This window comes from Bradyrhizobium sp. LeoB3 (assembly GCF_055456055.1).
Genome location: NZ_JBVBEF010000034.1, coordinates 21,482 through 36,378, shown reverse-complemented (window position 1 = coordinate 36,378; position 14,897 = coordinate 21,482). Strand labels below are relative to the sequence as shown.

The following is a 14,897-nucleotide window of genomic DNA, read 5'->3' as shown; positions in this document are numbered from 1 at the left end:
CCGTCGGCTTTGCTCGGATGGTCGCGCATGATTCGTAGCCTTGCGCTTGTGTTGTGGGTGCTCGTTGTCGCGTGGTGCTCGACCGCTCATGCTATGGAGCGGGCCGATCTGATCGGCAAAGTGTGCGGCGACGCGGCGGCGATGGGGGAGGCAGGTCGCGCAATGATCGACATTGCGGCGGAGGGCTCCCCCGACGATCGCGCCTGGGCCGCGCTGATTCCACGCAGCGTGATGGATCGGAAACTGTCCTGCGATGCCACGGGCGCCATCATCGCCTCGGCTGACGGGTCCGTTGACGCGCTGACGCGGGCGGCACGGAGCGCCGCCGACGGCAGCCGCTCGCCACTGCTTAGCCTGAAGAACAGAGCGATGTTTGAGACAGCCGACGCGGCGCTCGCTTTGCGCAGCTCGCCGGATCCCGCGCGCCGCGCTGCAGCCCTGCGCACGCTGGAACGGCAGGCCTCGAATCTGCCCGAGCAACTGTTCGAGGCAGCCGGCCGCGACGAGAGCAATCCTGGACTGAAAGCGCAGATCTCGGCAGTTGCGCAGGGAGCCGCTTTGAACTCACCCGACATGGACAAGCGCATCGCCGCGATCGGCCGCATCGCGTCCAGTCCGGACCGGCGCGCGCTGGCGCTGGTAGGACCGCTGACAAACGATCCCGCCTACGGCGCGAATACCGACTTCAGGCGCGCCGTCGATGCGGCGAGCGCAGCGATCCGTCGAGGCATCACGATCGGCGACATGCTCGCCACGCTTTACAACGGCCTGAGCTTCGCGAGCATCCTGTTCATGGCCGCGATCGGGCTTGCGGTCATCTTCGGCCTGATGGGCGTAATCAATCTCGCGCAAGGCGAGTTCATCATGCTCGGCGGCTATATCACCTGGCTGGTGCAGGAAGCCTTGCGGCTGATCGCGCCCGGCCTGCTGCAGTGGTATCTCATCATTGCGATTCCCGCTGTCTTCCTGGTGACCGCTGCGATCGGCATCGTGCTGGAAGCGATCCTTCTGCGCCATCTCTATCGCCGTCCGCTGATGAGCCTGCTTGCGACCTGGGCGGTCAGCCTGTTCCTGATCAATCTGGTGCGCGTGACCTTCGGCACACAGAACCTCCAATTCGTCACTCCGTTCTACGTCACCGGCGGGGTGCCCGTGATCGGTGATTTCATCTTTACCTGGAACCGCATGTTTGCGATCGCGTTTGCGGTGGTCACGCTTGGCCTGACCTGGGGCTTGATGCGCCTGACCCCGCTGGGGCTGAACATCCGGGCCGTGACCCAGAATCGGACCATGGCCGGCTGTATTGGCATCGCCGTGCGCCGCGTCGACATGCTGGCGTTCGGACTTGGTTCGGGACTTGCAGGATTGGCAGGGTTGGCGCTTGCGCCAATCTACAGCGTCAATCCGCAGATGGGACAGAACTTTGTCATCGACAGCTTCATGGTGGTGGTGCTCGGCGGCGTCGGCACGATCGCCGGCACCATCGTCGCAGCCCTTGGCATCGGACAGATCAATGTGCTGATCGAGCCGCTGTGGGGCGCGGTTGCGGCCAAGGTCATCGTACTCCTGATGATCATCGGTTTCCTGCAATGGCGGCCGGAAGGCCTGTTCGCCATCAGGGGACGCCGGAAATGAGCTCAATCTGGTCGGACCGGCCGTTCCTGGCTGTGTTGGCTGCAGTGCTTGCGGTAGCGCTGTCGCTGATCACGTCCATCGCGGTTCCGTTCGGCTTGTCCGCTTATCTCGCCAATGCCATCGGGCAACTCGCGGCCTTCGCGGTGCTGGCGCTGTCGCTCGATCTGATCTGGGGCTATCTCGGTATCCTCTCGCTCGGACACGGGCTGTTCTTCGGCATCGGCGGTTATGTCGTCGCGATGTATCTCCTCAAGCATTCATTCGAGCTCACCGGCAAGGTGCCGGACTTCATGCAGTTCATGGGCTGGACGGCGTTCCCGTTCTATTGGGCGGGCTTTGGCTACTTTGTCTATGCTGCGCTTGTCGCTGTTGCCGTGACTCTCCTGATCTCCGGCGTGTTCGGCTACGTGTCGTTCCGCTCCCGGGTTGGCGGTGTCTATTTCGCGATCATCACCCAGGCGCTGGTCTATGTCGCGATGCTGCTGATGTTCCGCAACGATACTGGCTTCGGCGGCAACAATGGCATGACCGGCTTCGCCGTCATCTTCGATTGGCCGATCGGCTCGCGCGGCGTCGTCATCTCGATCGCGGCGATCTCGGTCGTTGTCCTTGCCTTGACGATGCTCGGCTGCCGCCTGCTGCTGCAGAGCCGCTTCGGCATGCTCATGATCGCGGCGCGGGACGACGAGGTGAGGCTGCGCACGCTCGGCTATGACACCTTGTTGTTGAAACTCGCCGTCTGGTGCCTGTCGGCGCTGATTGCGGCACTCGCCGGCATGCTCTATGTGCCGCAGGTCGGCATCATCAATCCCCGGCTGCTCGCGCCCGATCTGTCGCTCGAAATCGCGGTCTGGGTCGCGATCGGCGGACGAGGGCACCTGATCGGCGCCGTCATCGGTGCGGTGCTGGTCAATGCGATCAAGTTCTGGCTGTCGGCTGCCGCGCCCGAGCTCTGGCCGTTCATCCTTTCGGGGCTCATCGTGCTGGTCGTGTTCGTATTCCCGAATGGGCTCGTCGATCTCGCCGGGTTCAGGCTTCATCGCCCGCTGATCTCACGGCTGTCTTCCGAACCGGCGGAGCTGAACCGGTGAGCGGGACCGCGCTGGTGATCGACGCGGTGACGGTCGAGTTCGGCAGTTTTCGTGCCATCGATACGCTGTCGCTGGCGATCGATTTCGGCGAGGTCCGGGCGGTGATCGGGCCGAACGGCGCGGGCAAAACGACGTTGCTGGACGTGATCTCCGGCATCACGCAACCCAAGAAGGGCCGGGTGATCTTTGGCGACGCCACCGACGTCCTGCGCGCCGGTGAATCCCAGATCGCCCGTGCGGGCATCCGGCGGAAATTCCAGAAGCCGAGCATCTTCGAGGGCCTGAACGTACGCCAGCACATCGAGATCGGTGCGCAGGGCGGGCTGAAATGGTCTCTCTCGAGAGCCGAACTCGATCAACGCGTCGCAGAGGTTCTGGATGCTGTCGGCCTGTTGGCCCTGGCCAATCGCTCCGCATCCGAACTCGCACATGGACAGAAGCAGTGGCTGGAGATCGGCATGGTCCTGGCGTCAAACCCGTCCGTGCTGATGCTGGACGAGCCGGTCGCCGGCTTGACAGACGAAGAAACCGAACGCACGGCCGCTCTCGTGCGAAGTCTCAAGCGCGCCGACCGTGCTATCGTCGTGGTCGAGCACGACATGGATTTCGTCGAGCAGATCGCCGATCGCGTCACGGTCCTGCACGAAGGAAAGACGTTGTTCGAGGGCTCGATGGCGAATGCAAGGGCGGACGCGCGCGTCATCGACGTCTATCTGGGACGATAGGCATGCGCTTCCGCGTCGAGAGCCTCGATCAGCATTACGGCAGCGCGCAGGTTCTGCGCAAGGTGGGCTTCGAGATCATGCCCGGCGAGTGTCTTGCGGTGCTCGGCCGGAACGGCGCGGGGAAGACCACACTGCTGAAATGCCTGATGGGCGTTCTGCCGGCGTCACGAGGCCGCGTGCTGGTCGACGACACTGAGATATCGGACTGGCCGTCGCATCGGCGCTCGGCGGCGGGACTGGCCTACGTGCCGCAGGGCCGCGAGATTTTCTCAGAACTCACGGTCGGCGAGAACATCGAGGCTGCGGCCCGTGCGCACGGCACGTTCGGAACGGATGTCGTGGACGAAACTGTTGCGCTGTTTCCCGTGCTCAGTCAGATGTGGCGACGCGCCGGCGGCGCGCTCTCCGGTGGACAGCAGCAGCAGCTTGCGATCGCCCGCGCGCTCGTCACGAGGCCTGGCCTTTTGATCCTCGACGAGCCGACCGAAGGGATCCAGCCCAATCTCGTGGCCGCGATCAAGGATGTGCTGGCCTCGTTCAAGGGCAGGATCTCGCTGCTTCTGGTCGAGCAATATCTCGACTTCGCCGTCAGCCTTGCCGACGCGTTCGTCGTGCTGTCGCGCGGCTCGGTAGTCGAAGCGGGCCGCATGGATCAGACGAGCCGCGAGTTGTTAAGTCGCCACATCGCCATCTGACATCACAACAAGAAAGCAAGCCCATGTCGCGCCGTCATGAAATTTCCTCCGCACCCGAGAACATGGTCTGGGGCTATCTCGACAGCACCACGCCGCCGGTTCTGGAGGTCGCGTCCGGCGACACTGTCACGCTGCATTCCTTCCCCGCCGGTGGAAAGGAGTGCCTGCCGGAGGATCGCAGCATCGTGCCGGCCGACTATCTGCTGGCGCTGGACACGCTGGCTCAGGGACCCGGCCCGCATTTCATTACAGGCCCGGTCTACGTGAAGGGTGCGAGGCCCGGCGATGTCCTCCAGGTAGACATTCTCAGCGTGAAGGTGCGGCAGGACTGGGGCTTCGTGTCGATCTTGCCGCTGCTGGGTACCTTGCCGGACGAGTTCACGGAATACGAAACGATTCATCCGAAGGTCGATCATGAACGCAATGTCTGCGTGATGCCCTGGGGCCTCGAGATCCCGCTCGACCCGTTCTTCGGCATCATTGCCACCGCGCCGCCGGCGGCCTGGGGCCGTTGCGGCTCGCCGGTACCGCGCAGCTTCGGTGGCAACATGGACAACAAGGAGCTTCGTCCCGGCACGACGCTCTATCTGCCGGTCTACAATGAAGGCGCGCTGTTCTTCGCCGGCGACGGACATGGCGTGCAGGGCGATGGCGAGGTCTGCATTACCGCGCTCGAAACTGGCGTGACCGGCACGTTCCGCCTGACGGTGCGTAAGGACATGGAGCTGTCATGGCCGTTTGCCGAGAGTTCGACGCATCTGATGTCGATCGGCCTCGATGAGGATCTCGACGATGCCGCGAAGCAGGCGGTGCGCGAGATGGTCAAGCATATCTGCGCGCGCACCAACCTGTCTCGCAACCAGGCCTATATGCTCTGCTCGCTTGCCGGAAATCTGCGGGTCACCCAGCTCGTCGACGGCAACAAGGGCATCCATATGCTGTTGCCGAAATCCTATCTGTGAGCGCCAGCGCGGCCTCGTGCCGAATGACGGAGATGCAACGGAGCCGAACCATGTGCCGCTTCTCGATTGAGGTCGTGGTAATCAATGGCTCGCCGTACGGCCGCGCAGGTGAAACGTTGCTGGCGGACAATCCCATTGTGGAGGGAATTGAATTCTTGTCCTTCGAGTCGCCCCCCGCTACACAGGCAACGATTTCCTACGTCAACCGACGATTTCCTGCAGGTTGGTACTGCAGATGGTGAAGGTAAGGTCGATCTCCCGATCGCGATGATCAGCGCCGTCCGGTCAGGCGGCCCTTCAGGATGGCCCATGCCAGGGACCAGAAGCTGATTGGCTTGAATAGGTCCAACGAGGCCGTTTCGCCCTTGAGTGAGCGTTCGAGATTGGCCGTGAAGTCAGACGTCAGGCGCTGCACAACGTCCTGCACCAGACCAGCGCGATTGAACTGCGCCAGCCGGCCACTCAAACGCCATGACAAAGTGACGGCCAGGGTGCTCGCGGCAGCCGGATCGGCGTCGCCAGGCAAGACGTGCCATTCGACTTCGCCCTCGGCGCTCGATCCAGATCCAGTATCGCGTCCGCGACCGCTCATGCGGCCCTGACGGGCCGTCGCATCCAGGGTAACATTGCCGTCGCCCTTGAACGCAACTTTCATCGGCCCCAGCGCCATGTGCATGCGGCCTTCGATGTGGTCGCCGTCAATGGTCGTGATTTCCGCGCCGGGCAGGCAGGTCGCGACCTGTTTCAGATCAGTGAGCTTCGTCCATACGTCGGCCGGTGACGAGGCGATCTGAAGCCGCTGTTGGATCGAGGTCCATCCTTGCCGTGACGGCGTGGCCGCGACACTTGCGGAAGCAGGTCTCTTGGCTGGTGAAACAGCCTGCTTCACGAATTCGGCCGCTGGCGGGGCGGTTCGGACCGCGGTGGCTACGGCGGGAGCGACAGTTGCGGCCGGCTGCTTGCCTGCGCTGACCTCTAGGATCGCCTCGACGATGCCGACATAGCCGGTACAGCGGCACAGATTGCCCGACAGTTCCTCGCGGATGCGCGCCGGCGTAACCTCGCCAAGGCGAACCACGATATCACGTGCCGTGATCAGCATGCCGGGCGTGCAGAAGCCGCATTGCAGGCCGTGATGCCTGGTGAACGCGGCGCGCAGCTCACCCATGAGCGGATCGTTGTCGAATCCCTCGATCGTCGTCACCGAGGCGCCATCGGCGTCTCCGGCATAGCTGATGCAAGAGCGCTGCGGCTTGCCGTCGACAAGCACTGTGCAGGCACCGCAGACGCCCTGCTCGCAACCGGCATGCGCGCCGTTCAGGTTGAGATCTTCGCGCAGCAATTCTAGCAATTGCGTGCGCGGCTCCGCGCTGGTGCGCACCGATCGGCCATTCACCGAAAGCGAGATATCGATCGCTAGCATGTCAGGATCTCCGCGGATCGTTGAGCTGCGCCAGGCTACGCTCCACAGCCACGGCGAGTTGCTGCCGATGTGCGACGTCGAGCGTAGCGAGCATGTCCTCGATCTCGTCGCGGACAAGGGCGGTGGCCTTGTCCGTGCCGTCCTGCTGTAACGCTGCGGCCGTGCGTGACAACAGCAGCGGGCGGCCATTCAGGGCACCAGCGACGACGCGGCAGATATCCAGCCTCGGGTCGACGACGCATGCGCCGATCGCCTTGGCAAACTCGCCGGTCTTGCGGCAGACCTTGTAATAGCCCCAACGCATATCGGGGGAGAATCGCGGGATCTGCACGGCGCACAGGATGTCCTCCGCCGCAAGTTGCGGCGTGAATGCGCCACGCAGGAAGTCGTGCGCTACGACGGATCGCGCTGGGGCTATGGCGCTGCGGATTTCGATGATGGCTCCGATCGCGGCCATCGTGGACACCCAGTCCGCTGCTGGATCGGCGTGCGAAAGGCTGCCGCCCACTGTGCCGCGATTGCGCACCGCGCGATAGGCGATGCCGCGGGCGACGAAAGGCAGAAGCCCGCGCGTCGGGTCTTCGAGCATGCCGTCTTCGATCTCGGCATGCGTCCAGGTCGCGCCGAGCGAGAACATGCGGCTGTCCGCCTCGATCGCGCGCAATTGCGGGATGTGTCTGATATCGATGAGTTTGGCCGGGCGCGCGAGGCGCATATTTAGCATGGGCCCAAGCGACTGGCCGCCGGCGAACACCTTGACCTGTCCATCGCCGGCGGCGAGCCACTCGAGCGCGTCGTCGAGCGTCCGCGCCCGCGCGTAATCCAGAACCGCCGGTTTCATGCCGCATCCCTGGTGTTGGCGGGGCCGCCTTTCGCGATGGCGGCAAGAATGCGCTCCGGCGTCGCCGGGATGTCGCGCAGCACGGCATTCAGCGGCGAAAGCGCATCGTTAATGGCGTTGATGATCGCTGCTGACGGCGCGATCGCGCCGCCTTCGCCGACGCCCTTGATGCCATGTGCGGAATAGGGCGACAGTGTTTCCATATGATGGATGCGGAAACGCGGCAGTTCAGTCGGCCCCGGCAACAGGTAATCGATCAAGGTCGAGGCCAGCGGCTGGCCATTGTCGTCATAGGGGCTCTCTTCAAACAGCGCTGTGCCCACACCCTGCGCTGCCCCGCCGAAGGTTTGCCCTTCGACGATCATCGGGTTCACCATGCGCCCGCAATCCTCGACGATGGCGTAGTCAAGGATTTCCACGAGACCGGTCCTGGCGTCCACGGCGACATAGGCGGCGTGGCTCGCATAGGAGAAGACGCCGCTGTCGACCTCGGGCTTGTAAGCGGCCGTCGCTTCCAGTCCAGCGCGATCGACATCATCAGGCAATTCGTCGGGGCGGATGTACCAGGCGCGGCCAACGTCCGCATAGGAGACATTCGCGGCGCCGCTGAAAATCCGGCCCTCGCGGAAAGTGATATCGTCCGGCTTGACCTGCAGCAGATGCGCTGCGATGGCTTTGATGCGGCCGGCAACGATGTCCGCCGCGCGTGACACCGCGCCGCCAGTCATCACGATACCGCGCGAGGCATAGGCGCCCGTGGAGAAGGGCGTGGTCGCGGTGTCGCCCAGCGTCACCCGGATATCCTTCAGCGGAACGCGCGTCATTTCGTGCGCGACCTGCGCCAGCGTGGTCTCGAGCCCTTGTCCGATCGTGTGGATGCCGGCTTTGACTTCGAGCGCGCCGTCGGGCGTGAGCTTGACATGTGCCTGATCGAAGCCCGGCACCAGCGGGAGCCCCCAGGCGGCAAACACCTTGGTGCCGTGCGCAGATTGTTCTGTATAGGTCGCAAAGCCGATCCCGAGATAACGGCCTTTGTCGTCGCGTGCAGGCAGCTTGCGCCGCGCGTCGAAATCGATCATGCGCTTTGCTTCCAGAAGCGAAGCCGGGTAGTCGCCGCTGTCGTAATGCTTGTTGGTGATGTTGGTGTAGGGCATCGCCGCGGCCGCGACGAGATTTTCCATGCGCACTTCCCACGCCTCGCGACCAACCGCCTTCGCGATGGCGTCGATGGTCAGTTCGATCGCGAAGCAGACGCCCGGTCGCGCCACGCCTCGGTATGGAGCGAAAGGCGGCTTGTTGGTTGCGACCGAATAGGTCTTGCAGCGATAGGATTTGAGATCGTAAGGGCCCGGCAGGTTTCCGCCAGCCTGCGCGGCTTCGAGACAGGCCGAGAACGGCCATACCGAATAGGCGCCGCAATCGACCGATACTTCGGCGTCGAGCCCGAGCAGCCGTCCGCGCGCGTCGGCATAGGCCTTCAATTTGTATTCGTGCTGGCGCGCATTTGCGCCGGCGGTCAGATGCTCGCGGCGGTCCTCGATCCAGCGGAATGGCTGCTTCTGCCTCAGCGCCAGCCAGGCCACCGCGATCTCCTCCGGCATCAGCATGCATTTGTAGCCGAAGCCGCCGCCGACATCGGGCGGCGCCACGCGCACGATCGCCTGCGGAATGCCGAGACATTCGGCCAAGCCGATGCGGATCAGATGCGGCACTTGCGTGGAGGTATGCACGACAAGCTGCCCAGCGCGATGGTCCCACCACGCAACAAGGCCCTTGCCTTCCATCGGATGCATGACTTGCCGGGCGGTCGACAGTTCCAGCTCGACGCTAATCGGCGCCGTTCGGGCGATCCCGTCCATGCCGCGATCGAAGCTGGTTTCGAGGAAGAGATTATCGCCCCATTCGCGATGCAGCAGCGTCGCCTCGCGTTGGCGGCCGGCGGTGCTCGATGCAATCACAGGGATTGCATCGTAATCGACGTCGACGAGCTCGCAGAGATCCTCCGCCGCTGCCCGGTTGTCGGCGACGCACATCGCCACGATCTCGCCGACAAAGCGTACGCGTCCGTTTGCCAGCGCGGGATAGTCGGAGACCTTGTAGCCGGGAATGGAGGAGCGGGTGGTGATCGGCGCGACGCCGGCGAGATCGCTGTGAAAGAAGACGCAATCCTCGGAGCCTTGCGGCTTGCTCTGTCGGGTGATGAGCGCGTGCGCCACGGGGCTGCGCAGGAAGGCGACTTCGCGCATCCCCGGGATGCGAATGTCGGCGGTGAATTGGCCGCGGCCGTGTAGATGCCGGGCGTCTTCTTTCCGGGGTGCGCGGGCGCCGATGCCTTCGCCGTCGTTATCGTGTGCCATCTGCGTCATGCTCCCTGCGCTCGGTCCGCATCTTACCTCGTCCGCACCTTACCTCATCACCGCACGTCGAGAAGTTGCCAGGGGTGGTGCTGCTCATGGAATGCGACGGCTCCGAGCAGTCTGGCCTCCTCATACCAAGGGGCGACGAGCTGGAACGCCAGCGGAACACCGCCGTCCGAGAGGCCGGCAGGCACGCTGATCGCGGGATGCCCGGTCAGATCGAACAGACTGAGATACGGCGTCCATTCGCGCCGCATGTCGCCGACCACCTCCCCGTCGATGCTGATCGGATCGAGCGGCTTGTGCAGCGCATCCAGCGGCTCCCGGCTCATTGCCGGCGTCAGCAGGAAGTCAAACCCCTCAAACAGCTTCTGCACATGCCGGAACAGCGCGGTGCGCTTGTTGAGCGCACCCTGAAGGTCCTGTCCGGAATAGGAAAGACCGACGCGCACGCCCTCGGCCAGGCTTGGCTCGATCTTGTCCTCGACCTCGTCGATGATCTTGCCAAGCCGCGCCGCCCAGTTCGACTGCTGAAGGATGCGCCAGGTCGGTTCCGGATTGTCCATCGCCCATTCGATATCCGTAACGGAGGCGCCGTACCCCTCCAACGCCTTCGCAACACGCCGAATCGTCTCGGTCATCCCGCGGCTAACGCGCGCATTACCGACCTGCATGATGAGGCCGATGCGCTTGCCGGTGAGGTTTGCTGCCTGCGTGCTGATCTGTGATGCGTCGAACCGCGGCAGGCCGAGCGAATGCGGATCGCTCGGCGCCGGGCCGGCGATGGCTTCGAGTGCGAGTGCGATATCCGCGACACTGCGCGTGATCATGCCGAGATGGATGAAGTTGGCAAACCCTTCCGGCACGAGATCGTGCGGGATACGGCCGAGCGTGGGTTTCAGTCCGAGCACGCCTGTGCAGGCGGCGGGCAGCCGCGTCGATGCGCCCGCGTCCGTGGTGAGCGCAAGGCGTACCAGGCCTGCGGCGACGGACACCCCGCCGCCGCAGCTCGATCCTCCGCACGTCGCCGCCGGATTCCAGGGATTGATGGTGAGGCCGGTCAAGGGCGAGGAGCCCATCATGCTGTGGGCGAATTCGGTGGTCGTGCTCTTGCCGATGATGATTGCGCTGGCCTTGCGCAGCCGCGCGACCGCGATCGTATCCGCCGCGGCGGGCGCGGCGTCCTGCATCAGCCGCGAACCCCAGTTCGTCGGCAGGCCGCAGACATTCAGGATGTCCTTGACGCTGACCGGAACACCGGCGAGCGGTCCAGCGGCTGCCCCGCTCGCATCGAGGGTGCGCGCTGCGGCAAGCGCGCCGTCGCGGTCGATCCGGACAAAGGCGTTGAGTGTCGGCTGGCTCTGCTGGCAGCGCTTGACCGTGTCGGAGATCGCGTCCTCGATGCTGTGCTTTTCGGTGCGGAGATCGATCTGCATGTGCCGTTGAAGTCAGTGGTCCTAAATGAGAGGTATACTGACGATATAACCCATGCTGTCAAGCGGCCGCCATGCGGGAGAAGAGCGCAGCCACCCTATTTGAAGTTTACTATCGACATGTCGCCGTCACCGCTGTCGGTTTTCGGCAGCTCGATGCGGATCGCAGCCGGATCGACGTTCGATCGCTTGTCGATCCAATAGGTGACGCTCGCAGGCCAGAAGATCACGATCGCCACCAGTACGAGTTGCAATCCGACCCACGGCAGCGCTCCGAGGTAAATGTCACGGGACAGCACCTCCTTCGGAGCGATGCCGCGCAGGTAGAACAGTGCAAACCCGAAGGGAGGGTGCATGAAGCTCGTCTGCATGTTGACGCAGAGCAGTACCCCGAACCAGACGAGGTCGATGCCGAGCTTGTCGGCGACGGGCACCAGCAGCGGAATGATGATGAAAGCGATCTCGAAAAAGTCGAGGAAGAAGGCGAGGAAGAATACGAAGATGTTGACGAAAATCAGAAAGCCGACTTGTCCGCCCGGCACATGGCTTAGCAGGTGTTCAATCCAGCGGGAGCCGTCGACGCCCTGGAAGACCAAGCTGAACACCGTGGATCCAATCAGAATGAAGATCACCATGGATGTGATGCGCATGGTGTTCTGCATCGCCTGATTGACCAGCGGCCAGCTTAGTCGACGGTTCAAGGCGGCGAGAATGACCGCGCCGACCGCGCCCATGGCGCCGGCTTCCGTCGGCGTCGCGAGGCCCATGAAAATGGTGCCGAGCACCACGAATATCAGGACGATCGACGGCACCATGCCCCAAAGGACGCGTCGCACCAGCACCCATCCACGCTGCGCGCGCGCCTCTTTGGGCAAGGGCGGGACGCGCTGCGGCGAAATGATCGAAACGGCGGCGATGAAGGCCAGGAACAGCAGCACCTGAAGGATCGAAGGCCCGATCGCGCCGGCATACATGTCGCCAACGGATCGGCCGAGCTGGTCAGCGAGTACGATGAGCACGAGCGACGGCGGTATGACTTGCGTGATCGTTCCGGAGGCTGCGATCACGCCGGTCGCGATGCGCATGTCGTAGCCGTAGCGGATCATGATCGGCAGCGAAATCATACCCATGGCGATCACCGAAGCGGCGACGGTTCCCGTGATTGCACCGAGGATGGCGCCGACGATGATGACCGCATAAGCGAGCCCGCCGGGCACGCCGCCGAACAACTGGCCGGTGCCCTCCAGAAGGTCTTCGGCAAGGCCGCTGCGTTCGAGGATCGCGCCCATCAGCGTGAAGAAGGGAATAGCCAGCAGCAGATCGTTGGACAGGATGCCGAAGATGCGCAGCGGCAGGTTTCCGAGATAGGCCTCGGAAAAAAAGCCCAATCCGACCGACAGGAAACCAAAAAACAAGCCAACGGCCGCAAGCGAGAAGGCGACCGGAAAGCCGATCAGCAGGAACAGAACAAGGCCGCCGAACATTAGCGGCGGCATATGGGCCACCGTCAGCATCGGGACAGTTCTTTCGAGGATCGGATGTGTGCGGCGAAAGCGGTCATTGTTCCATACGGTGATATTCGGTCATGACCTCGGCCTCGGGCGCCACGCCGCGCAACAGCGCGATGCGTTTGACCAGCTCGGACATGCCCTGAAGGGTGAGCAGTAGGAAGCCGACCGGAAGGATCAGCTTCACCGGCCAGCGCATCAGTCCGCCCGCGTTGGACGAGCCTTCCTCGGTCACCCAGCTCGTGACGAAGAACGGCCATGTCATCCATGTCAGCAGGATTGTCGCCGGAAGCAGGAAGAAGATAATGCCGAAAACGTCCACATATAGCCGGGTTCGCGGACCGAAATTGCCATAGAGCAGGTCGACGCGGACATGCTCGTTGCGAAACAGCGTGTGGCTCGCCCCGAGCATGACTATACCTGCGAGCATGTACCACTGCGCTTCCAGCCATGCATTGGAGCTGTAGCTGAAGCCGTAGCGAATGATGGCATTCGCGGCGCTGATGGCACATGACAGACCGACCATCCAGTCCGCGATGCGGCCGAATACCGCGCTGGCGGCGTCGATCTTCCGGCTAAAGGCGAGCAAGGCATGCATCGATCTCTCCCACACTGGCGCCGTGAGCGCGCCGACTTCCCGCGAACCTCAAAGGTCGTCGCCCGGCAGCGTCAGTGGCCACCGGCCGTGCAGCATCATTGCGATGCCGTCGGGATGTCGTGCGTGAAGCGGTAGGCGTCGAGGCTCTGCTCTGCGACTCGGAACCACGGATTGGAGCTTTCGAGAAAGCGCTTCCAGGGGTCGTAGATGGTCTTGAAGTCTGCGTCCTTGGCGGCAATCTCTTCGAACGTCTCGAAGCTCGCCTTGTAGCACGCGTCCAGAACCGGGCGCGGGAACAGCCGCAGTTGCGTGCCTTCCCCGATCATCCGCCGCAACGCATCCGGATTGCGGGCGTCATACTTTGCGATCATGAACATCATCTGCTCATTGCACGCGGTCTCGAACGCGACCTTGAACGGCTCGGGGAGGGCTTCCCAGGCGGGCAGGCTGACCGGCGCGGTGATGCCGGCGCTGCCTTCCCACCATCCGGGGGCGTAGTAGAACTTGGCGACCTTGTTCAGGCCGAGCTTGGCGTCGTCGTATGGGCCGATCCATTCCGACGCGTCGATGGTGCCGCGCTCCAGCGCCGAATAGATATCGGACGGCGGCAGCTGCTGCGGTACGGCGCCGAGCTTGCGCAGAATGGTGCCGCCAAGTCCGCCGATGCGGATCTTCAGGCCCTGCAAATCCTGCACGGTGTTGATCTCCTTCCGGTAGAAGCCGCCCATCTGCGTGCCGACGTTGCCGACGGGGAAGGGGATGACGTTCGATTTCTTGTAGAAGGCGCGAACAAGCGGCAGGCCGCCGCCTTCATACAGCCAGGCGGCCTGCTGCCGCGCATTCAGGCCGAACGGCAAACCGGCATCGAACGCGTAGGTCGGGCTCTTGCCGATGTAATTGGCGGACAGAATATGCCCGCATTCGATGGTGCCGTTCTGCACGGCGTCGAGCACCTGCAGCGCCGGGACGACTTCGCCGCCGGCGAAGCAGCGGATCTCGAAGCGGCCTTCGGTGAGCTGGCCGACGCGGCGGCAAAGGTCTTCGGCCGAGCCGTGAATCGTATCGAGGCTCTTCGGCCAGCCGGTGGCCATACGCCAGCGGACCGCCGGTTGAGTTTGGGCGATGGCCGGTGCAGCGAGTGCGGCGCCGGCGGTCCCGCCCGCCAGGCCCAAGAGCAGTTTGCGGCGATTCATAGTCCCCATCCTTTCTTCGCGTGAGAAATGCCGTCGCTTGCGAGTGCGGGCCGGCCGCGGATATCGCGCCGGTGGATTACATCCCGTTCGCCAAGAACCATGTCGGTTACGCCATCTATGGCCATGCGTGGAGCATATTAGTCAGCATATATCCTATTTTTGAAGATGCAAAAGCTGCACCAACTGAAGGACCGTGGTGGTTGAGGGTATGGAATGCCCGGTTTGCGCCATGACGGCCGGACGCATAATGCCATCGAAATACTTGGTTTCGATAAGATCAGGGACGTTTCCCGAGCGCTGCATCTGCAAACTAAAGCCGAAGGGCGAAAGTATCATTCGATTGCGGATCACCGCGGCCTCCCTATATTAGACAGCGTACTGCTTATTTTCCTTGCGGCCGATGCTTAAGCCCCAGGCCGCGGTGAGGCGGCATGTC

Annotated in this window: 13 protein-coding genes; 5 read left to right on the top strand and 8 right to left on the bottom strand. The window is 63.4% G+C overall.

The window, feature by feature from the left end:
- The first annotated feature begins 27 nt into the window (after nt 1-27).
- Genes urtB through ACZXDY_RS21940 form a run of 5 tightly spaced genes read left to right on the top strand, consistent with a single transcriptional unit; the run spans nt 28 to nt 5,108 of the window.
- Nucleotides 28-1,635: an urea ABC transporter permease subunit UrtB gene (gene urtB / locus ACZXDY_RS21960; protein WP_464346919.1), complete on the top strand. Its 1,608-nt coding sequence runs from the start codon at nt 28-30 to the stop codon at nt 1,633-1,635.
- On the top strand, nt 1,632-2,726 hold the full coding sequence (urtC, locus tag ACZXDY_RS21955) for an urea ABC transporter permease subunit UrtC (RefSeq protein ID WP_464346918.1): 1,095 nt from the start codon (nt 1,632-1,634) through the stop codon (nt 2,724-2,726). Before urtB ends, urtC begins: the two co-directional genes overlap by 4 nt.
- Entirely contained in the window at nt 2,723-3,451 is a 729-nt protein-coding gene (locus ACZXDY_RS21950) for an ABC transporter ATP-binding protein (RefSeq protein WP_028163170.1), read from the top strand. Before urtC ends, ACZXDY_RS21950 begins: the two co-directional genes overlap by 4 nt.
- A 2-nt stretch (nt 3,452-3,453) precedes the next feature.
- The gene (gene urtE, locus ACZXDY_RS21945; protein ID WP_464346917.1) at nt 3,454-4,146 is read left to right on the top strand and encodes an urea ABC transporter ATP-binding subunit UrtE; all 693 of its coding nucleotides are present in this window, start codon (nt 3,454-3,456) and stop codon (nt 4,144-4,146) included.
- A 23-nt stretch (nt 4,147-4,169) separates the two neighbouring features.
- Nucleotides 4,170-5,108 carry an acetamidase/formamidase family protein gene (locus ACZXDY_RS21940; RefSeq protein ID WP_130222481.1) on the top strand — a complete coding sequence of 313 codons (939 nt, stop codon included), beginning with the start codon at nt 4,170-4,172 and terminating at the stop codon, nt 5,106-5,108.
- A 271-nt stretch (nt 5,109-5,379) separates the two neighbouring features.
- On the opposite strand, the gene ACZXDY_RS21935 is transcribed toward ACZXDY_RS21940, so the two are convergent.
- The 8 genes from ACZXDY_RS21935 to ACZXDY_RS21900 all read right to left on the bottom strand — a co-directional run bounded on the left by ACZXDY_RS21935 (nt 5,380) and on the right by ACZXDY_RS21900 (nt 14,812).
- Complete coding sequence (locus ACZXDY_RS21935) at nt 5,380-6,531, bottom strand: 2Fe-2S iron-sulfur cluster-binding protein (RefSeq protein ID WP_464346916.1); 1,152 nt, start codon at nt 6,529-6,531, stop codon at nt 5,380-5,382.
- Between the two features lies 1 nt (nt 6,532).
- Entirely contained in the window at nt 6,533-7,372 is an 840-nt protein-coding gene (locus ACZXDY_RS21930; RefSeq protein WP_464346915.1) for an FAD binding domain-containing protein, read from the bottom strand.
- Nucleotides 7,369-9,729, bottom strand: coding sequence for a xanthine dehydrogenase family protein molybdopterin-binding subunit (locus ACZXDY_RS21925; RefSeq protein ID WP_464346914.1), 2,361 nt, complete (start codon nt 9,727-9,729; stop codon nt 7,369-7,371). Before ACZXDY_RS21925 ends, ACZXDY_RS21930 begins: the two co-directional genes overlap by 4 nt.
- Before the next feature lie 56 nt (nt 9,730-9,785).
- A complete protein-coding gene (locus ACZXDY_RS21920) occupies nt 9,786-11,165 on the bottom strand; it encodes an amidase (RefSeq protein WP_464346913.1) in 1,380 nt (459 codons plus the stop codon).
- A 95-nt stretch (nt 11,166-11,260) separates the two neighbouring features.
- A complete protein-coding gene (locus ACZXDY_RS21915) occupies nt 11,261-12,676 on the bottom strand; it encodes a TRAP transporter large permease (RefSeq protein ID WP_463326703.1) in 1,416 nt (471 codons plus the stop codon).
- Between the two features lie 43 nt (nt 12,677-12,719).
- Nucleotides 12,720-13,268, bottom strand: a complete 549-nt coding sequence (locus ACZXDY_RS21910) for a TRAP transporter small permease subunit (RefSeq protein ID WP_130222493.1) — start codon at nt 13,266-13,268, stop codon at nt 12,720-12,722.
- A 95-nt stretch (nt 13,269-13,363) separates the two neighbouring features.
- Nucleotides 13,364-14,461, bottom strand: a complete 1,098-nt coding sequence (locus ACZXDY_RS21905; RefSeq protein ID WP_464346912.1) for a TRAP transporter substrate-binding protein — start codon at nt 14,459-14,461, stop codon at nt 13,364-13,366.
- A 153-nt stretch (nt 14,462-14,614) separates the two neighbouring features.
- Nucleotides 14,615-14,812 (bottom strand): hypothetical protein, encoded by a 198-nt coding sequence (locus tag ACZXDY_RS21900; protein WP_464346911.1) that lies wholly within the window; start codon nt 14,810-14,812, stop codon nt 14,615-14,617.
- Between the last annotated feature and the right edge of the window lie 85 nt (nt 14,813-14,897).